Source organism: Paeniglutamicibacter sp. GQ140 (assembly GCF_059759235.1).
This window is the reverse complement of sequence record NZ_JCAXDW010000003.1, coordinates 15,807-41,633: the sequence shown is the minus strand read 5'-3', so window position 1 is coordinate 41,633 and position 25,827 is coordinate 15,807. Positions and strand designations below refer to the sequence as shown.

General features: G+C 69.5%; 18 protein-coding genes. 9 read left to right on the top strand and 9 right to left on the bottom strand.

The window, feature by feature from the left end; genetic code table 11:
* Positions 1-98 precede the first annotated feature (98 nt).
* The gene (locus AC6CHY_RS05045) at positions 99-623 is read right to left on the bottom strand and encodes a GNAT family N-acetyltransferase (RefSeq protein ID WP_498225800.1); all 525 of its coding nucleotides are present in this window, start codon (positions 621-623) and stop codon (positions 99-101) included.
* A 280-nt stretch (positions 624-903) separates the two neighbouring features.
* Between AC6CHY_RS05045 and AC6CHY_RS05040 the strand changes: the two genes are divergently transcribed.
* Complete coding sequence (locus AC6CHY_RS05040; protein WP_498225798.1) at positions 904-1,692, top strand: glucosamine-6-phosphate deaminase; 789 nt, start codon at positions 904-906, stop codon at positions 1,690-1,692.
* A gap of 115 nt (positions 1,693-1,807) precedes the next feature.
* On the opposite strand, the gene AC6CHY_RS05035 is transcribed toward AC6CHY_RS05040, so the two are convergent.
* From AC6CHY_RS05035 to AC6CHY_RS05005, 7 genes are all read right to left on the bottom strand, one after another.
* Positions 1,808-2,815 (bottom strand): inositol monophosphatase family protein, encoded by a 1,008-nt coding sequence (locus AC6CHY_RS05035; protein ID WP_498225797.1) that lies wholly within the window; start codon positions 2,813-2,815, stop codon positions 1,808-1,810.
* Between the two features lie 100 nt (positions 2,816-2,915).
* Positions 2,916-5,273, bottom strand: a complete 2,358-nt coding sequence (ligA, locus tag AC6CHY_RS05030; protein WP_498225795.1) for an NAD-dependent DNA ligase LigA — start codon at positions 5,271-5,273, stop codon at positions 2,916-2,918.
* An 86-nt stretch (positions 5,274-5,359) separates the two neighbouring features.
* A complete protein-coding gene (locus AC6CHY_RS05025; RefSeq protein WP_498225793.1) occupies positions 5,360-6,481 on the bottom strand; it encodes a PP2C family protein-serine/threonine phosphatase in 1,122 nt (373 codons plus the stop codon).
* On the bottom strand, positions 6,482-7,765 hold the full coding sequence (locus AC6CHY_RS05020; RefSeq protein ID WP_217389755.1) for an adenylate/guanylate cyclase domain-containing protein: 1,284 nt from the start codon (positions 7,763-7,765) through the stop codon (positions 6,482-6,484).
* Entirely contained in the window at positions 7,758-8,366 is a 609-nt protein-coding gene (locus AC6CHY_RS05015) for a hypothetical protein (protein WP_217389756.1), read from the bottom strand. Before AC6CHY_RS05015 ends, AC6CHY_RS05020 begins: the two co-directional genes overlap by 8 nt.
* Positions 8,367-8,521: 155 nt before the next feature.
* The gene (locus AC6CHY_RS05010) at positions 8,522-9,469 is read right to left on the bottom strand and encodes a biotin--[acetyl-CoA-carboxylase] ligase (RefSeq protein WP_498225791.1); all 948 of its coding nucleotides are present in this window, start codon (positions 9,467-9,469) and stop codon (positions 8,522-8,524) included.
* 42 nt (positions 9,470-9,511) lie between these two features.
* Positions 9,512-10,372, bottom strand: coding sequence for an SDR family oxidoreductase (locus AC6CHY_RS05005; RefSeq protein ID WP_498225789.1), 861 nt, complete (start codon positions 10,370-10,372; stop codon positions 9,512-9,514).
* Between the two features lie 195 nt (positions 10,373-10,567).
* Here AC6CHY_RS05005 and AC6CHY_RS05000 point away from each other — a divergent pair, with 195 nt between their 5' ends.
* The 3 genes from AC6CHY_RS05000 (at position 10,568) to AC6CHY_RS04990 (ending at position 14,245) form a co-directional block, all read left to right on the top strand.
* Positions 10,568-12,181, top strand: coding sequence for an acyl-CoA carboxylase subunit beta (locus AC6CHY_RS05000; protein ID WP_217389759.1), 1,614 nt, complete (start codon positions 10,568-10,570; stop codon positions 12,179-12,181).
* The gene (locus AC6CHY_RS04995) at positions 12,178-12,414 is read left to right on the top strand and encodes an acyl-CoA carboxylase epsilon subunit (RefSeq protein ID WP_498225787.1); all 237 of its coding nucleotides are present in this window, start codon (positions 12,178-12,180) and stop codon (positions 12,412-12,414) included. Before AC6CHY_RS05000 ends, AC6CHY_RS04995 begins: the two co-directional genes overlap by 4 nt.
* Positions 12,415-12,577: 163 nt before the next feature.
* The gene (locus AC6CHY_RS04990; RefSeq protein ID WP_217389761.1) at positions 12,578-14,245 is read left to right on the top strand and encodes a DUF885 domain-containing protein; all 1,668 of its coding nucleotides are present in this window, start codon (positions 12,578-12,580) and stop codon (positions 14,243-14,245) included.
* Between the two features lie 460 nt (positions 14,246-14,705).
* Here AC6CHY_RS04990 and AC6CHY_RS04985 read toward each other — a convergent pair whose 3' ends face one another.
* Entirely contained in the window at positions 14,706-17,279 is a 2,574-nt protein-coding gene (locus tag AC6CHY_RS04985) for a response regulator transcription factor (RefSeq protein ID WP_217389762.1), read from the bottom strand.
* A gap of 230 nt (positions 17,280-17,509) precedes the next feature.
* On the opposite strand from AC6CHY_RS04985, the gene AC6CHY_RS04980 reads away from it, so the two are divergent.
* The 5 genes from AC6CHY_RS04980 (at position 17,510) to AC6CHY_RS04960 (ending at position 25,816) form a co-directional block, all read left to right on the top strand.
* Positions 17,510-18,916 carry a dicarboxylate/amino acid:cation symporter gene (locus tag AC6CHY_RS04980; protein ID WP_217389763.1) on the top strand — a complete coding sequence of 469 codons (1,407 nt, stop codon included), beginning with the start codon at positions 17,510-17,512 and terminating at the stop codon, positions 18,914-18,916.
* Positions 18,917-19,070: 154 nt separating this feature from the next.
* On the top strand, positions 19,071-19,730 hold the full coding sequence (locus tag AC6CHY_RS04975; RefSeq protein ID WP_217389764.1) for a TetR/AcrR family transcriptional regulator: 660 nt from the start codon (positions 19,071-19,073) through the stop codon (positions 19,728-19,730).
* A 6-nt stretch (positions 19,731-19,736) separates the two neighbouring features.
* Positions 19,737-23,201 carry an MMPL family transporter gene (locus AC6CHY_RS04970; RefSeq protein WP_498225786.1) on the top strand — a complete coding sequence of 1,155 codons (3,465 nt, stop codon included), beginning with the start codon at positions 19,737-19,739 and terminating at the stop codon, positions 23,199-23,201.
* Between the two features lie 71 nt (positions 23,202-23,272).
* Positions 23,273-23,914 carry a Maf family protein gene (locus AC6CHY_RS04965; protein WP_498226192.1) on the top strand — a complete coding sequence of 214 codons (642 nt, stop codon included), beginning with the start codon at positions 23,273-23,275 and terminating at the stop codon, positions 23,912-23,914.
* Positions 23,915-24,043: 129 nt separating this feature from the next.
* Positions 24,044-25,816 carry an acetyl/propionyl/methylcrotonyl-CoA carboxylase subunit alpha gene (locus AC6CHY_RS04960; RefSeq protein WP_498225785.1) on the top strand — a complete coding sequence of 591 codons (1,773 nt, stop codon included), beginning with the start codon at positions 24,044-24,046 and terminating at the stop codon, positions 25,814-25,816.
* Positions 25,817-25,827: the final 11 nt, after the last annotated feature.

Sequence of the window (25,827 nt, the reverse complement as noted above, 5' to 3'; positions counted from 1 at the left end):
ACAATTCGCGGTGCGGGAGCCTGGGCCCGGCCAATCCCCCTCCGCGTTGCGCCGGCCTGCGGGCAGCGGCGGGCGGGGAGGCCCGAAAGCGGGGAACGCTAGAGCGCGAGGGTGTAGACCACCAACACGATTTCGGTGTTCGGGACGTACCAGTCACGCTCGGGGGCATGCACGAAGCCGTCGGCCTCATAGAGTGCGCGGGCGCCAACCCAGTGGCCGCCGGTGGTCAGCGAGACGGTGTGCACGTCCTCGAGCTCGCGGGCCCGGGCAACCACGGCGTTGAGCAGGGCGCGGCCGGCGCCCGTACGCTGCACGGCGGGGTCCACCACCAGCATCCGGAATTCCAGCTCGCCGTCCCGGGCGATGTCCGCGTATTCGGTGCCCGCGCGCACCAGCGTGACAGACCCGATGACCGCGCCGTCGCGCTCGGCCACCAGGATCTCGGAGACCGCATGGCGCGCCGCGACCTGCTGGACGAACTGCAGGTACTCGTGCTCCGGGTCCGCGAAGTGCCCGGCGTGCAGGTAGGAATCCACGGTGATCCGCGCGATGTGCCGGTAGTCGGCTTCGGTGGCCGGGCGGATCAACACGGTGCTGGCGGGGTCGAGGGTTGCTGTAGTCATCACCTTCAAGTGTGCCAGCCGGTGCGGCGCGCACCCGTCCCGTGTTGCCAACCTCACCACCTGTGGAACGCAACCTGCGGGGCCTCCCGCTCCGTGCCGCTCCCGGTCATCGTCCGGCCCCGGCGCCTGCGCCCGCGGCGTTTCGGGCACCGCAACCGGCGCCCCCGCCGCGCCCGGATGCACCCGCAAGCGGTTTAGGGGTCCCTCCCGCCGGAGGGTTAAGCTGTCCTGATGCCGTGGCCCCGCCGCGGCCCGCCCGCACCACCGCAAAGGAACACCGATGGAAGTTTTGATCGCCGCCAACGCCGAAGAGGCCGCCAGGTTCGCTGCCAAGGCGGTGATCGATGGGCTGCGCACCCGTGTCACGGGGGATCCGGTCCTGGGCGTAGCCACCGGGTCCACCCCGCTGGGGCTTTACGCCGAGCTGGCCCGGGCCGTCGGGCGCGGCGATGCCGACTTCGGCAAGACCACCGCCTTCGCGCTGGATGAATATGTCGGCCTCGAGGGCACGCACGAGCAGTCCTACCGCCAGACCCTGGTCACCGAGCTGTGCAACGTCATCGGGCTGCCCGAGTCCCTGCTCCACACGCCCGACGGCCACGGGGATTCCGAGGAACGGATCCGGGCACAGGCCGCCGCCTACGACGCCGCCATCGTCGATGCGCGCATCGACGTGCAGATCCTGGGGATCGGCACCAACGGCCACATCGGCTTCAACGAACCGGGGTCCTCGCTGCGCAGCCGCACCCGCATCAAGCGCCTCTCCGCACAGACCCGCATGGACAACGCCCGCTTCTTCGACGGGCTTGACGCGGTCCCCACCCACTCGGTGACCCAGGGGCTGGGCACCATCCTCGATTCCCGCCGCATGGTGCTGGTGGCCACCGGCAGCCGGAAGGCCGCCGCGATTGCCGCCGCCGTCGAGGGACCGCTGTCGGCTGCCTGCCCCGCATCGGTGCTGCAGCTGCACCCGGACGCCGTGGTGGTGCTCGACGAGGCGGCGGCGGCCGGGCTGCGGAACCGCGCCTACTACGACGATTCGGCCGCCGGCCTGCAGTTCGGCATCTAGCCGCTCCGGCTTCCGCCCGCTGGCGGGGGCCGACGACGGGGCCCGCCGCCCGCGTGGTTCATCCGCGGGCGGCGGGCCTGCACATTCCCGGGGGAATCCCGGGCACGAGGTCCCGTTACTTCCCGGCGGGCACTTCGGCCGCGGGTTCCTCCGCGGGCAGCGCGTCGAAGTCCAGATGGCCGGCGGCCTGCCATCCGGGGTTGGCGCGCGGGCGCAGCACCGGCAGCCCGGCCTCGGCCGCGATCAGCGCGCCGGCCGCCCAGTCGAACTCCTGGGTGCCGTACTCCGCATAGGCGTCGAGCGTGCCGTCGGCCACCAGGCACAAGTCCAGCGCGGCGGACCCGATGCGGCGCACGTTCGCGAAGCCGGGCATCAGCCCCAGCAGCGCGCCGACCTGGAACTGGCGGCGGTCCGCATCGTAGCCGAAGCCGGTGGCCAGCAGCTTGCCCGCCTCGTCCCTGTCGCCGCCGTGCAGCCGCTGCGCGCGGGCCGGGCTCCCGTCGCGCCGGGACCCGGGCCCTGCCAGCTGCAGCGCATCGACCAGCCAGGCGCCGTCCCCGGCCGCGGCGTAGTACTCGGCGCCCAGGGCCGGGGCGTTGATCGCGGCGGCCAGCCACCCGTGGGTGCCGGCGTCCATTGCGGCCCCGTCGGCGGCCAGCGAATTGCCCCCGGCCTCCTGTGCGCCGTCCTTGGCGGCGGCGGGCGCGTCGTCGAGCGGCCCGAAGACGGCCACCGAGGTGCAGTAGTACACGATGCCGCGCACGAAGTTGGCGGTGCCGTCCAGCGGGTCGATCGACCAGCGGTAGCCCGAGGGGTTTTCCGGCACGGTGCGCCCGTACTCCTCGCCGGTGATCGCGTCGTTGGGGCGGGCGGCGGCGATCACGTCGCGCACCGCGATCTCCGCGCGCCTGTCGAAGTCGGTGACCCAGTCCCCGGCGGCGGACTTGGTGTCCGCATCAACCCTGCCGCGGCCGCGTTCGGCGAGCACCGCGGCGCCGGCGGCGGCCGCCTCGCGGGCCACGGCCAGCAGCCGGCGGCGCAGCGCCGAATCGCCGGCGGGCACCGGGCCGGTCGAGGCGGCCTCGGCGGTGCTCGGGTGCAGGTGCTTGGGGCTCGTGCTCATCTGGTGCTCCTTGGAAAGACGGGGACCGGCGGGTTGGGCGCCGGGTGCTGGAGGGGGCGGCGGTTTCCCGGATCCGGGGCATCCGGCCGCCGCCCGGCGTTCACTGGGCTTCGGGGTTGGGCAGGCCCTGAACGGCCTCGGGCCCGCCCTCGAGCAGCAGCTTGAAGCCTTCCTCGTCGAGCACCTGGATGCCCAGCGCGAGCGCCTTGTCCAGCTTGGACCCGGCTGCCTCGCCGGCCACCACGTAGGCGGTGTTCTTGGAGACCGACCCGGCGGCCTTGCCGCCGCGGATGATGATCGCTTCCTTGGCCGCGTCGCGGCTGTAGGTCGGCAGCGAGCCGGTGACCACGATGCTCATGCCCTCCAGGTGCCGGGTAATCGACTCGTCCTGCTCGTCCTCCATCAACACCCCCGCCGCCTTCCAGGCCGCAATGATGTCCCGGTGCCAGTCCACGGAGAACCACTCGATCAGCGCGTCGGCGATGATCGCGCCGACGCCGTCGACCTCGGCCAGGGCCTCGCGGGCGCCCTCGGCCTCCAGCGCCTCGATGATCTTGTCCATCGACCCGTAGCGGGTTGCCAGCGAGCGGGAGGCGGTGGGGCCCACGTGCCGGATGGACAGTCCGACCAGCACCCGCCACAGGGGCCTGGTCTTGGCCTTTTCCAGCTCGTCGAACAGCTTCTTGGTGGTCACTGTCGGCGCCGACGGCTTCTTGGCGGTGGCCTTGGAATAGAAGTACGGGACCAGCTGGAATTTTCCGGTGCCAGCGCCCTTGGAGCGGATCTCCCGCCACACCTGCACGTCGGCCAGGGTCTCGCGCAGCGCGGGATCGGGGTTGCCGGCGGCCAGATCGAAGATCGCTGCCTCGTTGCGCAGCGGGCCGGGGCCGGCCGGGACAATGGCCCCGCCGTTTTGTTCCGGGTCCTCGCCGGGTCCGATGGTCAGCGCCTGCGCCGCCTCGTAGCCCAGCGCCTCGATGTCGAACGCGCCGCGCCCGCCCAGGTGGGCGACGCGTTCGGTGAGCTGCACGGGGCAGGATTCGGCGTTGGGGCAGCGGATGTCCACGTCCCCCTCCTTGGCCGGGGCCAGCGCCGTCCCGCAGGACGGACAGTGCGTGGGCATCACGAATTCGCGCAGGTTCGCCTCGTTGCCCGTCCGCAGCGGCAGCACGGGCCCGACGATCTCGGGGATCACGTCTCCGGCCTTGCGCAGGATCACGGTGTCCCCGATGAGCACGCCCTTGGCCTTGACCACGTCCTTGTTGTGCAGCGTCGCAAAGCTGACGGTGGACCCGGCGACCAGCACCGGTTCCATCACCGCGTAGGGAGTCACTCGCCCGGTGCGGCCCACCTGCACCCGGATGTCGATCAACTTGGTGTTGACCTCCTCGGGCGGGTATTTGTAGGCCACGGCCCAGCGCGGGACGCGGGAGGTGAAGCCCAGGTTGCGCTGGATCTCGAAGGAGTCGGTCTTCACCACGATGCCGTCGATCTCGTGCAGCAGGTCGTGGCGGTGCTCCCCGTTCTCCGCGATGAAGGCCAGCACCTCGTCGAGGGTGTCGACGACGCGCGAGTACGGGGAAACCGGCAGCCCCCAGGAGGCCATGAGCGCATAGGCCTCGGACTGGGTGGCGGCGGTGAGGCCCGCGCGGACGCCGAAGCCGTGGACGAACATCTGCAGCGGGCGCTTGGCGGTCTCCGCCGGGTCCTTCTGCCGGATGGAGCCGGCCGCGGCGTTGCGCGGGTTGGCCAGCGGGGCCTTGCCGGATTCGATGAGCGCCTCGTTGTAGGCGGCGAAGTCGGCCGAGGGGATGAAGATCTCCCCGCGCACCTCGACCTCCTCCGGCCAGCTGTCCCCGGCCAGCTGCGTGGGAATCGTCTTGATGGTCAGCACGTTGTGCGTGACGTCCTCGCCGGTGGTGCCGTCCCCGCGGGTGGCGGCGCGCACCAGCTTGCCGTTGCGGTAGAGAAGGTTCACCGCCAGGCCGTCGATCTTGACCTCGCAGAGCCACTTGAGTTCGTGGCCCGACGCGCGCAGCGCGGCGTTGGCCATGGTCTTTTCGCCCCAGGAGGTGACCTCCTCGAGGGAGAACACGTCCTCCAGGGAGTACATGCGGGAAAGGTGCACGACCTCGGCGAAGGCCGCGGAGACCTCGCCGCCGACCTCCTGCGTCGGCGAGTCGTTGGCGACGATGGCCGGGTGCTGCGCCTCCAGGAGTTCCAGCCGGGAGTAGAGCACGTCGAACTCGGCGTCGGAAATCAGCGGCGCGTCCTCGTTGTAGTACGCGGCGCGGTGCTTGCGCACCTCGTCGATGAGCTGCTGGTATTCGGCGCGCAGGGCCTCGTCGGGAATCACCGCCTCGGCGTCGAGCGCCTCGGCCAGGGTCTCGGTGTCCTGGGACGGACGGTCGGCAACGGGCTGGTTCTTGACGGGCTGCGGGGTCGGCTCTTGGGGCATCACCCCTCCATTTTGCCCCAGAACACCCCCGAGTTGGTGTCCGGGCACGGTGCGCGTGTGGCGCGTCGCGGCGACGGTGCGCCCGCCTACGCGCCGGGGCCCTCGATATCGATGATGACCACCGAGATGTTGTCCCGCCCGCCGCTGGCCAGGGCGGCGTCGATGAGCCGGCCCACCGCCTCGGTGCGGTCGGGGGTCCGGGCGAGGATCTCCTCCATGGCCGCGTGCTCGACCTCTCCGGTGAGCCCGTCGGTGCACAGCAGGTAGCGGTCCCCGGGGCGCGGCAGGTGGAATTGGGTGTCGGGCACCGAGTTGCCGCCGGCACCCAGCGCCCGGGTGATCAGGTTGCGCTGCGGGTGGATGCGCGCCTCGGCCTCGGTGATGATGCCGGCGTCGATGAGTTCCTGGACCGCGGAGTGGTCGCGGGTCAGCTGGGTCAGCACGCCCTCGCGCAGCCGGTAGCCGCGTGAATCCCCGACGTTCAGCAGCATCAGCCGCACGGGGGTCTCCTCCGCGCCGGCATCCACGGCGCCGGCTCCGGGGATCGGGGTGACCTTCGAGGAGGTTCCGGCGACGGTCATCGCCGTTGCACCGGCCGGCGCGGCCGGCACCGCCCGGGCCTGCGCGCGCGGCAGCACATCGGTGGTGGGTTCGGCCTCGGCCGGGTGTTCGGCGGCGTCGTCCACGTCGCCCGATTCACGGATGCTGTCCAGGTAGCGCGGCACACCGAGGCCGGGCAGCGGCAGGTGCAGCGCCTCGGTCGATCCCGCCCTGGGCACGGTGGGCATCTGCGCCGTCGGCGGCGGACCGGCAGGGTCCCCGGGCCAGGCCCCGCCCTCGTCCTCGACGCGGACCAGGGCCAGCGCACACAGGGTGGTGCCGCCGCGGGCGCCGGTGGCCCGGCGGATCCGGGCATCGGCCTGGGTCACCAGGGCAAGCACGTCCCGGGCGTGCGGCAGCGACGCCAGGTTTTCCGCGGTGTCCGCGGGCGCCCGGTCCGGATTCGCGGGGTCCGGGGATCCGGCGGCGATCTCGTTAAGCGTCTCGATGCCCAGCCGGGAGGCCAGGTCCCCGGCCTCGTGCCCGCCCATGCCGTCGGCCACGGCGAACACGGTTCCGGCGTCCAGCACGCTGTCCTCGTTGACGGCGCGGCGCAGCCCGATGTCGGTTGCCGCCGCGGCACGCACCTGCCCGAATCCGAAGTCCATCTAGTCCAGCACCAGTCCCGATCCGGTGCCCGGGGCCAGCCGCACCGGGGTCAGGTCCCCGAAGCCGCGGATGGCTGTGACTTCCTGGGGCTCGAGCACGAACCTGTCGTCCCCGGCCAGGGTGGAGGCGGTGAGCTCGTCGGTCAGCACGGTGCCCGGCTCCGCCAGCGAGGTCAGCCGGGCGGCAAGGTTGACCGTCGGTCCGTAGATGTCGCCCAGGCGGGAGAGGACGCGGCCCCAGACCACCGCAACGCGCGTGTTGGGCAGCAGCTCGTCGGCGGCGAATTCCCGGGACATCGCCAGGGAGATCTGCGCGCCCGCCTGCGGGGTCTCGGCCACGAAGAGCACCTCGTCGCCGATGGTCTTGACCAGCCGGCCGCCACCGATGGAGATGATCTCCGCGCACTTGGATTCGAAGCGCTGCACCAGCTGGGCCAGCGTGCGCTCGTTCATCCGGCGCGAGAGCGAGGTGTAGGAAACCAGGTCGGCGAAGCCGACGGCGCGTGCCAGCGGCAGCGGGGCGTCGTCCTCGGAGCCGTCCCGGCCCTCGGCGGAGGCCGCCAGGCCGGTCTCGGCGCGCAGCACCAGCCGGTGCACCGCGGCGTTCAACTGCCGGCGCCAGGAGTAGACCAGCAGGTCCTCGAGCGGCTCGATGATCTCCGGCAGCAGGTTCACCAGGTTCCGGCGGGCCTCGGGGTCGCTCATCTTCTGGTTCTGCACCATGTCCTCGACCAGCGCCTCGACCTGCCAGACCACCATGCGGTCGGTCATCTGGCCGACCGAGCGGGTCAGCGAGATCGCGGTCTCCTCGGTCAGGGTTCCCTCGCGGACCATGTCCAGGATCGACTTCAGCGCTTCCTGGTCGACGGTGGTGAAGAAGACTTCCTCGTCGCCCAGGTTCGGGAATCCGAGGGCGCGCCAGATCTTGCGGGCGGAGAGCAGCGAGACCCCCGCCCCCGCGGCCATTTCACGGCGGCGCATGGTGCGGTCAGCCCCCAGCAGGCGCCGCTCCAGGTCGCGGATCGCGTCCCGCGCGGGCCCCGGGGTGGTCCGGTCGACCTGTTCGGGGCGCTTCATGGCCTCGACCAGGTCACCCAGCGGGTCCGCGAGCGCGGGCTCCAGTTCCACGGCCTGCGCCGCATCCGGATGCTGCGCGCCGTTGGCCTCGGATGCCGGGACGTCCACTGCATCGGAAGGGTGGCGAAGGGCCTGGGCACGTGCCGCGTCGCGGGCAGCGGTGGGCGCGACGGGTTGGGTTCCCGTCGCCGGCGACCGCTCACTCATGCTCAGTCCATTCTCTTTGTTGCTGCTGGTGCGATTCGTTCAGTGGCCTCGTTGGCGGATCCCCGTCAACGCGTTCTTCCATGTTTACACCATCAACCCGCGGGAAGTTCGGAAGGGCCGTGATGGCCCCGATGCAGTAATCCCGCATGCGGGCCACGGCGGGGACGTGCGGGATGTTGAAGCGTTGCTCGGCCAATACGACGGACAGCGTCCCGGGGGCGGTCTCCGGCGCGTTGGGCCTTACCACCGCAACAATATCGTGGATTGCGTACAACCCGATCGAATGTTGCCCGGTGGCCCGGCGGCCGCGCTTGGTGACGATGCGCTCGCTGGTCAGGTAGATGTAGCTGTTGGCCCAGCGGATCCAGGGCCTCAGGCACCAGATGACCAGCAGGACGCCGGAGACCACGGCAAGCAGCGCCGCCAGCAGCGGCCGGGCCTCGACCACCCACGGCGGCAGGTCGGTGCGCAACAGCAGGCCCAGCAGGTAGCAGCTGCCCGCCAACAGGAACAGGAAGCGAAGAAACGGGCCACGGAGCACCCGTCGGTGCGCGCGGGTCTTGACGATGACTCGCTCGCGCTTCTCCAATGTCAACTTCACGTCCCGGCTCCTTCAACCCACACACCGGTTGTGCGTGCCGGTCTTGCTCCTTCAATGGTAGAGCCAGTGCGCCCACGTTTTGGGTGCGGAACCGCGGTTCCTTGCGTGATGTGCCATTCATGGGCTCCGCTTCCTCGGCGCCCCGCGGCGGATTGCTAGGCGTAGGAGCCGTCGCTGCGCCGCAGGTGGAAGACGTCCCCGGCCAGGACGCTGTGGACCTTCCCGCCCGCCTCGCGCACACTCAAGGACCCTTCGGCGTCCAGGTCGATGGCGGTGCCGCGCAGCACCGTGCCGTTGGGCAGGTGCGCGTCGACCTCGTGCCCGATCGTCACCATGACCGAGCGCACCAGCTCGCGCAGCGTTGCCGGCGCGGGAACCTCGGTTCCGGTTCCCTCCCCCGCCACCGGCGCATACCCGGTCCGTGCCGCCGCGCTGCCGCCTGCTTGCTCAAAGGTCCGGAAGAGGTGCACCACCCTCCGCAGGTAGCCGCCCAGCAGCACCGTGCGGTCAAGGGTGCCGGCGCCCAGGGTTGCCAGGCTCGCGGCGGTGTCCACCGGAAGTTCGCCGGCCGTCATGCTCACGTTGAGGCCGGCACCAACAATGACCACCGGTCCCTGGGGCGTCATGACCAGTTGCGCCAGCACCCCGCAGACCTTCTTTCCGCCGGCGACCACGTCGTTGGGCCACTTCAGGCCAGCAGCCAGACCCGCGTCCTCCCGCAGCGTCTGCACCATGGCGGCGGCGCAGAGCATCGACAGCCAGGCCAGCCCCGACTGGTCGAACCCCGGGGCCGGGCGGAAGTAGATGCTGGTGGCCAGCGCGCTGCGCGCCGGCGTCTGCCAGCCACGCCCCAAGCGCCCGTGCCCGGCCACCTGGTGCTCGGTGGTCTCCACACTCAGGTTTCCCAGCGGGGCCTTCTGGGCGCGCGCGGCCAGGTCGTCGTTCGTCGACCCGGTCCGCTCGCTGATCCACAGCTCGCCGGCACCCAGCTCCGCCATCACGCGACGCAGCGCGGCGGCATCCAGCGGCGCGCGCCCGGCGTCGGATCCCTCCATGGAAGCGTCGGGTGTGGAGGTCTGCCCGGGGTTCGGTTCAATGCTCATGTCCCCAAGACTATCGATTCCCGCCACCAACGAGCTCCGGGTTTAGAGGAAGATGTCCGGGACCAGGTCGGATTCGGCGGCCCCCATGGAGTAGCCGGAGAAGTCGGTGACGCCGGCCGCGACCAGCACGGCCTCGTCGGTGAAGAAGTTTCCACTGCAGGCCCGCGCGTCGGACGTGAGGACGGCGTGGGCCGCGTCGGCGACGATGCGCGCCGAGCGCGCGGCCTTGACCATGCGCTCTCCTCCGGGCATGTTGCGGATGGCCGCGGTGTCGATCAGCGTCGCGGGCCACAGCGAGTTCACCCCGATGCCGGCGCCGCGCAGTTCCTCGGCCAGCCCGAGGGTCGTCATGCTCATCCCGTACTTGGCCATGGTGTAGGCCAGGTGGGCACCGGCCCACTTCGGCTCCAGGTTCAGCGGGGGCGAGAGCGTGAGGATGTGCCCGTTGTCGCTGGCCCGCAGGTGCGGCAGCGCGGACTTGGAGAGCAGGAAGGTGCCGCGGACATTGATGTCCATCATCAGGTCGTACTTCTTCATCGACACGTCCGGGGTCGCGGACAGGTCGATGGCCGAGGCGTTGTTGACCACCACGTCGATCCCGCCGAAGCGCTCGACGGTGCTGGCCACGGCGCCGAGCACGTCCCCGTCGTTGCGCACGTCCCCCACGATGGCCAGCCCCTGGCCGCCGGCGGCCGTGATTTCCTCCGCCGCGGTGAACACGGTCCCGGCGAGATTCGCGTGCTCGGTGGCGGTCTTGGCCATGATTGCCACGTTGGCGCCGTCGGCCGCGGCCCGCAGTGCGATGGCGAGCCCGATGCCGCGGCTGCCTCCGCTCATCAGGATGGTCTTCCCCTTCAGGGGCTTGGCATGGGGGGCGATGGCGTCGCGGATCGATTCACTCATGTGAACCACATTACGTGAAGCCCCGCCACGAAAGCTACTCGCCAGTAACTTGTTTTATGGACGACTTGGCCCCCAACACGACACGATTTTGTAGCTTTCCTACACATTATTCGGCACAAGGCCTCACTAGACTGGCCAAGGTGGCATTGTTGTTGTGCCTTTCCTACTAATTATCTACTTCAAGGGAGCCATGGGATGACCCAGAGCCGCATCGCCGACGCCACGGATTCGATCGACCTGTCGACCACGGCAGGAAAGATCGCCGAGTTCCGTCGCCGCGAAGCCCTCGCCCAGGCACCCTCGGGCGCCGAGGCCATCGAGAAGCAGCACGCACGCGGCAAGCACACCGCCCGCGAGCGCATCGAGATGCTGCTCGACGAGGGCTCGTTCGTCGAGTTCGACGCGCTTGCGGTGCACCGCACCTCGGCCTTCGGCATGGACAAGAAGCGCCCGCTGGGCGACGGCCTGGTCTCCGGCTACGGCACCGTGGACGGGCGCCAGGTGGCGGTCTACTCCCAGGACTTCACCGTCTACGGCGGCTCGCTCTCCCAGGTCAATGGCGAGAAGATCGTCAAGGTGCAGGAATTTGCGCTGCGCAACGGCTGCCCCGTCATCGGCATCCTCGACGGCGGCGGCGCCCGCATCCAGGAGGGCGTCGCCTCGCTGGCGATGTTCGCCGACATCTTCCGCAACAACGTCCACGCCTCCGGCGTCATCCCGCAGATCTCGCTGATCATGGGCCCGAGCGCCGGCGGCGCCGCCTACTCCCCCGCCTTGACCGACTACGTGATCATGGTCGACAAGACCAGCCACATGTTCATCACCGGCCCCGACGTGATCAAGACCGTCACCGGCGAAGAGGTCGACATGGAGACCCTGGGCGGGGCGCGCCAGCACAACGCCACCACGGGCACCGCCACCTACCTGGCCACCGACGAATCCGATGCGATCGAGTTCTGCAAGGAACTGCTCGAATTCCTGCCGTCGAACAACATCTCCGAGGCCCCGGCCGTGGAGTTCGACGAGGAGCTGGAGCTCACCGCCGCGGACCTCGAGCTGGACACGCTGATCCCGGACTCGGCCAACCAGCCCTACGACATGCGCAAGGTCATCGAGCACATCGTGGACGACGGCATTTTCCTGGAGATGCAGTCGCTCTACGCACCCAATGTCATGATCGGCTATGCCCGCGTCGAGGGCGCCACCATCGGCATCGTGGCGAACCAGCCGATGCAGTTCGCCGGCACCCTTGACATCGCCGCCTCCGAGAAGGCCGCCCGCTTCGTGCGCCACTGCGACGCCTTCAACATCCCGATCCTCACCCTTGTCGACGTGCCGGGCTTCCTGCCGGGCAAGGACCAGGAGTTCCAGGGCATCATCCGCCGCGGCGCCAAGCTGCTCTACGCCTACGCCGAGGCCACGGTGCCCAAGCTGACAGTGATCACCCGCAAGGCCTACGGCGGAGCGTACATCGTGATGGGTTCCAAGAAGCTCGGCGCGGACGTCAACCTGGCCTGGCCGACGGCGCAGATCGGCGTCATGGGCGCCCAGGGAGCGGTGAACATCCTCTACCGCCGCGACCTGGCGGCGGTGGCCGCCGAGGGCGGGGACGTGGAGGCACGCCGCACCGAGATCATCGAGGGCTACGAGGCCGAGCTGCTCAACCCGTACCAAGCCGCCGAGCTTGGCTACATCGACGCGGTCGTCGCCCCCTCGGACACCCGCCTGCAGATCGTGCGCGGGCTGCGCGCCACGCGCGACAAGCACGCCTCGCTGCCGGCCAAGAAGCACGGGAACATCCCGCTGTGACCGGCGACCGGAGCATCCAGGCCGTCATGGAGTCCCCGGCGACGGCGCTGTCCATCACCCGGGGGAATCCCACCGCCGAGGAAGTCGCAGCCCTGGCCGCGGTCGTGTCCGCGCTCGCGGGACAGGATTCGCCAGCGGCCGCCCCGACCGGCACCGAGCTGCGCCGCGGCAAGATCCGCCGACGCCGTGCCCTGAGCGCGTCACCGCTGCCCTGGAAGGTCGGCCGGCACTAGCAAGACGCCCTTCACCGCCGCAGACCGCGGCAGGTGGCATCGGCCGGGGCGCCCGCGGGATGGTTTCTTCCCGCGGGCGCCCCGGCCTTTCGCGTCCCGCGCTGCAAAAAGTTTTCCGGCAAAAATCTTCAACAACGCTTTCAGAAGCGCTTAGGCTGGTGCCATGACCAACACCACAGCCGTGCGCACAAGCAGCGCCATCGACGCCGTCGCCAACGAGTACTTCGCGCGCCTGCTTGAACTTGTCCCAGAATTCGCCACGGAGCTCGGCCTGCCCGGCAACGAGGCCGCATACTCCGACTACTCCCCCGCGGGCGTCGCCGCCCAGACCGCGGCGGCGCGCGAGACGCTGGCCAAGCTCGCACCGCTGGCCCCGGTGGACGAGGTCGACCGGATCACCCTCGACGCGATGAACGAACGCCTCGGACTGGAAATCGAGATCGCGGAAACACACCGGACCGAGCTGAACAACATCGCCTCCCCCGCCCAGGAAATTCGCGCCATCTTCGACCTGATGCCGCAGGAAACGGCCGCCGACTTCGCCTTCATCGCGGACCGGATGCACAACCTGCCGGCCGCCATGGACGGGTACATCGCCTCGCTGCGCGATTCTGCGGCCCGCGGCCTGGTCGCTGCCGCACGGCAAGTGCGGATCGTCATCACCCAGGGGCGCGAGTACGCCAAGGACGGCGGATTCTTCGATGGCCTCGCCGCTGCGGGCGCCAAGGTCGCCCCGGAGCTCGCCGAGCGGCTGGGCGCCGGAGCCGCCGTCGCCAACGCGGCCTACCTTCGCCTGGCCACAGTGCTCGAGGATGAGCTGCTCCCGATTGCCCCCGAGAAGGACTCCGTGGGGCGGGACTACTACGCGCTGATGTCCCGCCGCTTCCTGGGCGCCGCGGTGGACCTGGAGGAAACCTATGCGTGGGGAGTGAAAGAGCTGGCGAACATCATCGCCGAGCAGGAGCGCGTCTCCGGGCAGATTTCCGCCGGCGCCAGCATCGCCGAAGCCAAGGAAATCCTGAACCGGGATGAGACCCGGAAGTTGTCGGGCACCGACGCCTTGCAGCGGTGGATGCAGGAAAAATCCGACGCCGCCATCGTTGCGTTGGCCGGAACCCACTTCGAGATCCCCTCTCCCATGGACCGGATCCAGTGCATGATCGCCCCCACCCAGGAAGGCGGCATCTACTACACCGGGCCGTCGGAGGACTTCAGCCGCCCGGGCCGCATGTGGTGGTCGGTGCCGGAGGGCGAAGACCAGTTCACCACCTGGTCCGAGCTGACCACCGTCTACCACGAAGGCGTTCCCGGCCACCATCTGCAGGTGGCCACCGCGGTGCTCGCCCGCGACACCCTCAACGACTGGCGACGCCACGCCTGCTGGGTTTCGGGCCACGGCGAAGGCTGGGCGCTGTATGCCGAGCGCCTGATGCTGGACCTCGGTTTCCTGGCCGATCCGGGCGACTACCTGGGCATGCTCGATGCCCAGCGCATGCGCGCGGCCCGCGTCGTCTTCGACATCGGCGTGCACCTGGAACTGCCAATCCCCGAGGCGTGGGGTTCGGGGACCTGGGACAGCGAAAGCGGCTTCTCGTTCCTGAAAAGGAACCTGGACATCTCGGCCGGCCAGCTGGAATTCGAGTTCACCCGCTACCTGGGCTGGCCGGGCCAGGCACCGGCGTACAAGGTCGGACAGCGACTGTGGGAGCAGATCCGCGCCGAGCGCGAGACCCGGGCCGGGACCGAATTCGACCTGAAGGAGTTCCACACCCAGGCCTTGGGCGTCGGATCGGTGGGTCTCGATACCCTGCGTCGGGCACTGCTCGGCTAGCTTGGCGCGAAACCGGTGCCCGCGTGGGCGGGGGCCGGGTTGCCTGCGGGCATACCCGGTCCCCGGCATGCGAAGGACGCCTGGTCTAGAGCAGGCTTTTGGCCGCAGCCCCTGCGGCGTCCCGCCGCTTTTATCCATTTGAGTTCGAATGAGGGTGAACGCAAGGGTGAATCCGGCCTACATCCCTGATATCGCAACGAACCAACTGTCATAGTGGGTCTTGTTACTGCGAATCACGTCGAAGTGACCACACCACGGGCAACCGAGAAACTCCACTTCGCGTACAAAAGCGTTTATCGCCGGAAAGTTCGCAGTATGGCATGGATGCATTGCTTGGGGGCTGCATCAGTGCCAACGGGATTACTTTCCGAGTCTAGTTTGGTGGAAGCCCGACCCCCGCACCTCGGCCCAGCTCTCGCGCAAGGCATTTTCCGCGGCCGCTGCCCCGTTCTGGTCTGACCTATTCGACGGCTTCGCTGTCCCTGCTCGGGACCAGTCCCTGCACGCGCGCAGCGTCCAGCGCGGAGGCGCGATCGGAGACGCCCAGCTTGCGGTAGATGCTGCGCAATTGGCTCTTGACGGTGTTGACCGAGACAAATTGCCGTTCGGCAATGAGCGAGGCGCTTCCGGTGGACACCAACTCACCCAAAACCGCCAATTCGCGCGAGCTAAGCACCGCACGCCCCAGCCCGCCGGGCATGTTCGAGACGGCGTTCGGATCGATCTTGAGCCTGATGCGCATATCCCTGGCGGCAGACAGTATGCGTTCCAAATCCGGGGCGGGCAGCAGGTTCAGAGCCAGCCCCAGTCCGTACTCCTCGCTCAGCGCGGCCACCCTGCGAAGCGCGCCGCCAACGGCCGCCACATTGCTTTGTTGCAGCGTTGCGGCCAGCACAAGCACCGCCTGCTCGAAGCGCGCGCGGGGTTGCACCGGCGTGCCCAAGGCCGTGCACATCCTCAGCACTTCGGCGGCATCGCCCTGGGCAAGCCTCACTCCCGCCTGCAGCATCAAACGGGAGGTTCCGTCCGGCGACTTCGTCGCGGCCTTGAATGCCTGGGACGCGTCACCCACTGCGAGGTTCAGCAAGCACGCGGCCGAGGCCAGCATTTGCCTGCCGGCCCTCTGCACGACGGGCTGCTCGCGCTCCCGCACCAGATAGCCCTGCATCCTGACCAGCGAGGCAGTCGTCTCCCCGCGGATCACCGCGAGCAGCGCCTCAGCCAACCGGATCGACGGCCAGAATTCGTTGCTGTGCTGGTCGATGCGCAGCAGCTCCACCCAGCGCGCGGCGTCATCGAATCGCTGCTCGTCCATCGCGCACAGGAAAGCTGTCGCGCGGTAGGGGGTGGCGAAATAGGCGTTGGTGGCGGGGTTTGACCAGTGCTCTGGCAACGATTCGGCCAGCATGCCGGAGGCCTTGTGGACGTCCCCGTTCAGGGCATACAGGTAGGCCTGGACGGTGGCTGCGTAGTGGTCGTTGTCGACGCGGTTGTGGCGCTGGTCGGCCGACACTCCGAGCTCCGTCGCGATTAGGGCCTCGTCGTTGACCCCGCCGGCGTGCAGGTTCAGGGCAAGCTGGATGAGCAGGGGTCCCTCGAAGGGGCCGATCCCGTCGCGCTGGCCCGGCGACATCTCCCGGTACAGAGCGATGCCGCTGCGGGCCGAGCGCACCGAGGCCTCCCCGGCACCGCTCAATCTCATCGCCACGGATTCGACCGTGATCATGATCAGTCGGTTCGGCGGCGGGGCCTTGCGTCCCACGGTGCGTGCGCCGGCGGCGGCCAGTGCCAGCAGCTCCAGGGTCTTTAGCTTGAATTTTCCGGTGGCGCTGTAGGCGATCGCCAGGCAGATGGCCAGCAGCGGAAAACGGGCCAGGACCGTCAGCGGCAGGTCATCGAGCAACACGGCTCCGCGGGTGCCCAGTTCACCCTCGAGGTACTCGTCGGCATGCATGCGCAGGACATCGGAGGCCAACTGGTAATCGGGAGCCTCCAGCGCGTGGCGCAGGGCGCGGAACGCCGACCCCTGGGCGGTCTCGTACCGTGCACAGATCCGGTGCAGGTCGGCCAACTGTTCCGGATCTGGTTCCAGGTATGAACGCTTCAGCACCCGGCGCAGCACGGGGTGCAGGCAGTACTCCTCGTCGGGATTCTGCGAGGAGCGATACACCAGTCCGCGGCCCTCCAGGTCCCGGAGCCATCCCTCCGAATACCGGAAGGCCAGGAGCGGAAGCAGTGCGGCGGGGACCGTGGTGGGCACCGAGATCAGTGCCAGGAAATCAAGCTGCCCGGGCTCCAGGTCCTCGCTTTCGAGCATCAATTTCACATCGCGGTCCACCGCGCCGTGCACGGAGGCCAGAAATGCCTTGGCCGCGGGGTCAAGTTCCAGCAGCGTGGGCGAGGGCGGATCCAGGGGTGAGGCCGACTGCCCGGGACTCGGCACGAGGTCCGGTCGCCGGGGCGGTTGCATGGTTTGGGCGCGGAGCTTTGCCATGCGCAACAATTGCGCAGTGCCGCACAGCTCGTCGGTCAGTTGCCCGGCGAAGTCGGCGAGCGCCGTCCCCCGGAGGTAGTCGGCGGCCTCACCGGCGGTGAAGCGGAATTCGTGGGGCGGAAGCACCGAGATGCCGATGGGCAGCAGCGTGCGATGGCGTTCCATCTCCAGATAGTCGCGCGTAACGATGACCAGGCGTCGGTGTGGATGCCGGCGCGCAGTGTCCTGCACCAACCGCAGGAGCTCCTTGTCGTGCCGCCGCGTGTAGCCAACGAGCGCGACGAGGTGCGATTCGGGGTCGTCGGCCGTTGCATAGGTCCGGGCCAGGGCCTCTTCCAACGAACCGGCAGAATCGTCGCACTCGATCCAGGTCCAGTTGATGGCCAGGGGATCACGCCGGGACAGCCAGCCGCGAATCGCGGTGCGCTTTCCCGAGCCGCGCGGCGCCCTGGCGATGACCACGGAGGACGCGACCGCCTGGTTGAGCAACAGATCAAGGCGCGGGCGGGGCAGGGTGTCGTCGACATTTCCCCACTTCATGCACCCAGCCCCCTTCCCCATTTGTGCCGACCTGGGCGCCCGGAGTTCAGCGCTTCGGACGCAAACCAATAACATAAATATCCATTGGTTGAAAGCTCATCTTAACACCGGGACGGGCGCATATGTAACGCGTCACAAAAATTGCCCAATAAAGCATTCCGGGCGGATTTTGCGTAACATTCCTCAATGCTGGCTATCCTTTGCTATGGAGCACCGCCTAACTTCGTAGCGTGACTACCTCCAACACCACGCCTAAGAGGCGCATCCCGGCCTGGGCCACCGCCTTCGGCCCCCAAATCATCGTCGCCCTGGCCCTGGGCCTGGGCCTTGGCCTGCTGGCCAAGTACACAGGCCACACCGCGGACACCAAGACCGGTCTGGGTGTCACGCTGGAAACCCTCGGCAACAGCTACATCTCGCTGCTCAAGGCGGCGGTCATCCCGCTGATCTTCTTCGCCGTCGTTGCCTCGATCGCCAACCTGGCCAAGGTCACCAACGCGGCGCGACTGGCCTGGCAGACGATCCTGTGGTTTGCCATCACCTCGGCCATCTCCGTGGTCATCGGCATGGTGCTGGGCACCGTGCTGCGCCCGGGAGCCGGAACCGGACAAAGCGCCCCTCCCGAATACGACGGACGCACCGGTGACTGGTGGGCGTTCCTGATCGGGATCATCCCCTCGAACTTCCTGGGCCTGGGTGCCACAAACAAGGTCTCCGAAAGCGGGGACATCAGCACCGCACTGAGCTTCAACGTCCTCCAGGTGCTTGTCATCGCGATCACCGTGGGCATCGCGGCACTCAAGGTCGGCGAGGCGGCCAAGCCGTTCCTGGACTTCTCCGCCGCTACCCTGGCCGTGATCCAAAAGGTCCTCTGGTGGATCATCCGCCTGGCACCGCTTGGCACCGTGGGCCTGATCGGCAACGCCGTGGCCACCTACGGCTGGGACACCATCGGCGCACTGGGCAAGTTCACCATCGCGATCTACATCGGCCTGGCGCTGGTGATCTTCGGCCTCTACCCGGTGCTGGTCCGCGCCCACGGCCTGAGCATCAAGCAGTACTTCTCCGGAGTCTGGCCCGCCGTGCAGCTGGCCTTCGTCTCCCGATCCTCCATCGGCACCCTTCCGCTGACCCAGCGCGTCACCGAGCGCAACCTCGGCGTGCCCTCGGGCTACGCCTCCTTCGCCGTGCCGCTGGGCGCCACCACCAAGATGGACGGCTGCGCCGCCATCTACCCGGCGATCTCCGCCATCTTCGTCGCCCAGTTCTACGGCATCGACCTGGGACTGACCGACTACCTGCTGATCGCCATGGTCTCGGTGCTGGGCTCGGCCGCCACCGCCGGAACCACCGGCGCCGTGGTCATGCTGACCTTGACGCTGTCCACCATGGGCCTGCCGCTGGAAGGCGTCGGACTGATCCTGGCCGTCGACCCGATCCTTGACATGGGCCGCACCGCTGTCAATGTCGCCGGGCAGGCCCTAGTGCCGGCCATCGTCGCCAAGCGCGAAGGCATCCTGGACGAGGAGCTGTACAACGCACCGCGCCTCGGCGATCCGTTCAACGACGAGTTCAAGGCGGCCACGGATTCCACCGAGGCCACGGCACGGGACACGGCACAGACGCCCGTCGGCTAGCCACGCCGCCTTGCGGTAGTCACACCAACACGGGGCGGGTCGCTTTCGCCCGGGGATGCACTGCACCCCCGGGCGGAAGCGGCCCGCCCCTTGGCGTCGGTCCCCGCTCCCAAAAAATTGCACGGCACGCAAGTTTGCACGTAGTGTAGAAAGAGTGATCGAATCCCCCGCGCAGCCGCCCTCGCGGCGCGAAATGAACAAGGCCGCCACCCGGACCGCCATCGTGCATGCAGCCCTCGCCCAGCTGGAAACGGCCGGCTACGCGGCGCTGACCGCCGAATCCGTGGCCGATGCCGCCGGCATCTCCCGCCGGACCTTCTTCAACTACTTCCCGTCGATCGAGGCCGCCCTCAACGAGCCGAACAGGCTGCTGCTGGAGAACGCGGTGGGAGTGCTCGATGAGCTGGATCCCGCCATCGACCTGCTCTCCGCGGCGGTGACGGCGGTGGAATCCCTCGTCGACCCGGCCCTGCTGGAGCCCATCGCGAACCTTTACCTCCATGCCTCCGCGCACCCGCAGATGGCGCGCATGCAGCTCGAGGCCTGGAACGACTGCGCCGAGGCGCTCACCGAGATCATCACCGCCCGCGCCCCGCACGGCACGCCCTTGGCCGCCTCCGTCCTTGCCCAGAGCGTCATCGGCGCCGGCAAGGCCGCCTTCGCCGCCTGGTCCCGCGAGCTGGGCGAGTCCCCGGATGCCGCGGACCCCCGGCGCACCGCGCTGCTGCGCGCCACCCTCGCCGAGGCCGTCGCCCAGTTGCGCGACGGCTTCCCCTCCCTCCAACGGCGCGCACCGCACCCCCGAAAGGCCTAAGACACCATGGCTTCCTTCCTCTATCGACTCGGCGCGATGGCCTACCGCCGGCGCTGGGCAGTCGTCGGCATCTGGGCCGTCCTGCTGTTGGCCATCGGGCTGTGCGCCGGCGCCTTCATGGGCAAGCTGTCGAACACCTTCACCATCCCCGGCACCGAAACCCAGCGCACGCTGGACCGGATGAAGGTCGAGATGCCCGAGCTGGCCGGCGGCACCGGATCCATCGTCTTCCGTTCCGCGGACGGCCGTGAGCTCACCTCCGCCCAGCACCGGGCCATCGAGTCCTCGCTTGGCGAACTCGCCGCCCAGTCCCCGATCACCGAGGTCGCAAGGCCCTTCGAGCTCCAGGCACAGCTCGATGAGGCCAAGCCGCAGCTCGCCGAGGGCCAGGCCAAGCTCGAGGACGCCGCCAGGCAGCTGGCCGATGGCACCAAGCAGCTCGAGGAGGGCAGGGCCGCGCTGGCCGACGCGCAGGCGGAGCTCGACTCCGGGCGCGTGCAGCTGGGCGATGCCAAGAAGCAGATGGCCCAGGGCCGCACGTCCCTGGCCGCCGGGCAGGCGAAACTGGATGCCGCGGCCGGGGAACTTGCCGACGGCTCCGCCGCCCTGAAGGACGGCCAGGCGCGGCTTGCGGCGGGACAGGCCGAGTGGGACGCGGGAAACCGCGAATACCAGGCCGGTGTCGCGAAGATTGCCGAGGGCCGAAAGGCCCTGGCTGCCGGAGCGGCGAAACTTGATTCCGCGGCCAGGGAACTAGCCGACGGCAGGGGGCAGTTCGACGCAGGCATGAAGAAGATCCTGGGCGGACAGTCCCGGGCGACGATCGAAAAGCAGCTGGCCACGGGCAAACAACAGGCCACCGCCGGGCTGGCCCGGGTGGACGCCGCACTCCGGGACCTGGACGCCGGCATCGCCCAGGTCAACACGTTGGCCGGCCAGGCCAAGCAGGATCTCGCCAACGCGACCACCGACGCGCAGAAGCAGGCCGCCCGGCAGGAACTCTCGGTACTTGCGGCGAAGCTCAAGGACCTTCAGGCCCAGCGGGAATCGGCGGCCGACTCCAAGGCCGGGGTGGAAAAGAACCTGCGGGACATTGCCGATGCAACCGCGGGACTCAAGGCACTCGACGCGGCCAAGGCCCGACTCGATGCCGGGGCCAGGGAACTGGCCGCCGGGGAAAAGACGCTGGCGGCGAAGGAGGCGGAGCTGGAGGCCGGGGCCGGGAAGCTTCCGGCCGCGAAGAAACAGCTCGATGCCGGAGCTAGGGAACTGGCAGTGAATCGCGCCAAGGTCCAGGCCGCAGCGGAGAAGATCTCCACGGGCAAGGCGCAATTGCGTGCCGGGCAGGCGGAGCTCGACGCGAACGCCGCCAAGCTGGCGGCCGGCCAGCAGGAAATCGAGGAGAACCAGGCCAAGCTGGTCGCCGGGCAAAAGACGGTGGACGAAAAGACGGCTGCCCTGCCCGCGGCCGAGGAAAAGCTCGAGCAGGGCGCCAGGGACCTGGCCGCCGGGCGCGCCGAGCTGGCCTTCGCCGAACGCCGGGCCGGGGCATCGGAGGGCATGCGCTTCGTCTCCACCGATGGCTCCACCGCGGTGGCCCACGTGACCTTCGTCGGGGCGACCGACTCGCTGAGCACGGCCGAGCGCGCCGACATCCAGTCCATCGCCGCCGGGCCCGAGGCCGCGGGCGTCGAGGTGCTCTTCTCCAAGGAGATCCTGCAGGACCTGTCCTCCATCTTCGGGGCCGCCGAGATCATCGGCCTGGCCGTGGCGGCGGCGGTGCTGCTGATCATGCTCGGCACGCTGGTGGCCGCCGGGCTGCCGCTGCTGATGGCGGTGCTCGGCGTGGGAGCCGGGGTGGGCGGAACCCTGGCCCTGTCCTCCGTGATCGAGATGGCCTCCATCACCCCGGCCCTGGCGCTGATGCTGGGTCTGGCGGTGGGCATCGACTATTCGCTGTTCATCGTGCACCGGCACCGCCGCCAGCTGCTCGAAGGCGTCCCGCTGGGCGAATCCATCGCCCGGGCCACGGGCACCAGCGGCAACGCCGTGGTCTTCGCCGGGCTGACCGTGGTCATCGCCCTGTCCGCGCTCGCGGTCCCGGGGCTGCCCTTCCTCACCGTGCTGGGCGCCTCCGCCGCGTTCACGGTGCTGGTGGCGGTGCTCATCGCGATCACGCTGACCCCGGCGCTGCTGGGGGTCATCGGGACCCGCCTGGTCTCCAAACGGGCCTGGGCACGCGCCGGATCCGCCGACGCGGACGCCCTGGCGCCTTCCAACGACGCGGGCAACCGCGGCTGGGGCGCGCTGGTGACCCGCCGCCCGTGGATCGCCGCGATCGCGTCCATCGCCCTGCTGGCCGTAGTCGCCCTGCCCGCGCTGCAATTGCGCACCGCGCTGCCCGACGGCAGCGCCGAACCGGTGGACTCGGGCGCCTACAAGGCGTACGAGCAGATGAGCGACGCCTTCGGGGCCGGGTACAACGGGCCGCTGCTGGTGCTCGCGGACCTGCCGGCCGGGCTGGATGAGCGCGGGGCGGATGCCGCGAACCTCGACGTGGCCGACGCCGTGCGCCAGATCCCCGGCGTCGTCGCGGCGATCCCGGTGGCGGTCAACGAGTCGCGGAACCTCGGCGCGATCCAGGTGATCCCCACCGAGGGCCCGGCCAGCGCGCAGACCGAGGCGCTGGTGCACGGGCTGCGCGACGCCGCGCCCGGGATCCGGGAGGCCACCGGTGCGCACATCGCGGTCACCGGGCAGGTCGCGGCGCAGGTGGACGTCTCCGAGAAGCTCGCCGAGGCGCTGCCGCCGTACATCGGCATCGTCGTGGGGCTCTCGCTGATCCTGCTGTTGCTGGTCTTCCGCTCGGTCGTCGTTCCGCTGCTGGCCACCGCGGGCTTCCTGCTCTCGCTGGCCGCCGCGTTCGGCGCGACCGTCGCTGTCTACCAATTCGGCTGGCTCGGCGAGGTGTTCGACGTGAACGTGCCGGGTCCGATCATGAGCTTCCTGCCGATCCTGCTCACCGGCATCCTCTTCGGGCTGGCCATGGACTACCAGGTGTTCCTGGTCGCCGGGATGCGCGAGTCCTTCGCCCACGGGCAGCCGGCCCGCGCCGCGGTGCGCTCCGGCTTCGCCCACGCGGCCCCGGTGGTCACCGCCGCGGCGCTGATCATGATGGCGGTGTTCGCCGGGTTCGTGTTCTCGCACCTGACGATGATCCGGGCGATCGGGTTCTCGCTGGCCATAGGCGTGCTCTTCGACGCGTTCATCGTGCGGATGACGCTGACCCCGGCGATCATGCACCTGCTGGGCCACCGCGCCTGGTACATCCCGCGCTGGCTGGATCGGATCCTGCCGGACGTGGACGTGGAGGGCTCGAAGATCGCCGCGCTGGCCGCGGCGCACGGCGAAGGCCCCGGCACGGAGCCCGGCACCCAGGCGCCGCCGGCCCGGGATACGGTTGATGCATGAGCGAAAACGCGAACACTTCCGATACTGCCGCCGCCACCGATCCGCGCGGGGAGGTCGAGAACCCCGAGGAGCTGCCGCTGCTGGTGCTTGCCTCGGCTTCCCCGGGCCGGGCCAAGGTGCTCGCCGACGCCGGCATCGACTTCGCCGTCCAGGTCTCCACCGTGGACGAGGACGCGGTCCTGGCCCGGGCCGTTGAGCGCTTCGGCGAACTGGGCCCGGCCGACACCGCCTTGCTGCTGGCCAAGTCCAAGGCCGAGGACGTCGCGGCGACCCAGGAGGCCGACGGCGCGGTGGTCCTGGGCTGCGACTCGGTCTTCGAATTCGAATCCGTGGCCTACGGCAAGCCGTACACCGCCGAGGCCGCCACGGAACGCTGGGAGGCGATGGGCGGGAAGTCGGGGATCCTGCACACGGGGCACTGGCTGATCGACAACCGTTCCGAGGAGGACGGGGACGGCGGGTCCGGGGCGACCATCGGCGCCGTCTCCTCCACCACCGTGAACTTCGAGAAGGTCACGGCCGCGGAGATCGCCGCCTACGTCGCCACCGGCGAGCCGCTGCCCTGCGCCGGGGCGTTCACCATCGACGGCCGCGGGGCGGCGTTCATCCGCGGCATCGAGGGCAACCCGCAGAACGTCATCGGGCTAAACGTCTCCACGCTGCGCGAGCTGCTGGCCGAGACCGGGCTGTCGATCTCCGACGTGTGGGCGTAGTCGGCCACCGATTGTAGGTTTCCCACAAAGAAATCACGACCTACTCCCGACACAGGGGGTTTTGGGGGTACACATCCCACAAACGCGGGTAGGCTCCACAAGAGCATATTTAAGGAGATAACCCCTGCCATGAGTCAGTTGACGAAGGTTCTCATCGCCAATCGCGGAGAAATCGCCGTACGCATCATCCGCGCCGCCCGCGATGAGGGCATCGGATCGGTTGCCGTGTACGCCGAGCCCGACCGCGATGCACTGCATTCGAGGCTGGCCGACGAGGCCTACTCGCTGGGCGGTTCCACGGCCGCGGAATCCTACCTGGACATCACCAAGATCCTCGAGGTCGCCAAGCGCTCCGGCGCCGACGCCGTGCACCCCGGCTACGGCTTCCTGGCCGAGAACGCCGGGTTCGCCCAGGCCGTGATCGATGCCGGACTGACCTGGATCGGCCCTCCCCCGGCGGCCATCGAGCAGCTGGGCGACAAGGTCCAGGCCCGCCACCTGGCCGAGAAGGTCGGTGCCCCGCTGGTGCCGGGCACCAAGGACCCCGTCGCATCCACCGACGAGGTGCTGGCCTTCGCCGATGCCCACGGCCTGCCGCTGGCCATCAAGGCCGCCTACGGCGGCGGCGGGCGCGGCATCAAGGTCGTGCGCAACCGCGAGGAAATCCCCGAACTCTACGAGTCCGCCGTCCGCGAGGCCGTTGCCGCCTTCGGCCGCGGCGAGTGCTTCGTCGAACGCTTCCTGGATGCCCCGCGCCACGTGGAAACCCAGTGCCTGGCCGACGTGCACGGCAACGTCGTGGTGGTTTCCACCCGCGACTGCTCGCTGCAGCGCCGCAACCAGAAGCTCGTCGAGGAGGCCCCCGCGCCGTTCCTGACCGAGGAGCAGAACACGCGCCTCTACGAGGCGTCCAAGGCCATCATGCGCGAGGCCGGGTACGTGGGTGCCGGCACCTGCGAGTTCCTCGTGGGCCAGGACGGGGTGATCTCCTTCCTGGAGGTCAACACCCGCCTGCAGGTCGAGCACACCATCTCCGAGGAGGTCACGGGCATCGACCTGGTGGCCGAACAGTTCCGGCTGGCCCGCGGCGAGGAGCTGGGCTACACCGACCCCGCGCCCCGCGGCCACTCCTTCGAGTTCCGCATCAACGGCGAGGACGCCGGGCGCGGCTTCATGCCGGCGCCGGGCACCATCACTTCCATGAACCTGCCCACCGGGCCGGGCGTGCGCATCGACTCGGGCGTCGAGGCGGGGGAAACCGTCTCGGGGAACTTCGACTCGATGATCGCCAAGCTCATCGTCACCGGCTCCACCCGCGCCCAGGCAGCGGCCCGGTCGCGCCGCGCCCTGGAGGAATTCCGCATCGAGGGCATGCCCACGGTGCTTCCCTTCCACCGCGCCGTGATGGCCGATGCGGCGTTCGTCCCGGAATCCGGCCCGTTCTCGGTCCACACCCGCTGGATCGAGACCGAGTTCGCCAACGAGATCCCCGCCTGGGACCCGTCCACCGCCGGCACCCCGGGCGAGGACGACGGACGCAACGCCATCACCGTCGAGGTCGGCGGCAAGCGCCTGGAGGTCGTGCTGCCCGCCTCCCTGGGCACCATGTCCTCCTCTTCCAACGGCAAGACGCGGAAGAAGAAGCGCGCCGCGGGCGCCCGCGGCGCCGCGACCGCCGGCAACTCGGGCGCCGACCTGGTCTCCCCCATGCAGGGCACCATCGTCAAGGTTGCCGTGGCCGACGGGGACACCGTGTCCGAGGGCGACCTGATCCTGGTCCTGGAGGCCATGAAGATGGAACAGCCGCTGACCGCGCACTGCGACGGCGTGGTTTCCGGGCTCAGCGCCGTGCCGGGCGACACGGTGTCGGCCGGGACCGTGCTGGCCTCCATCGGCGAGTAACACCGCACCAT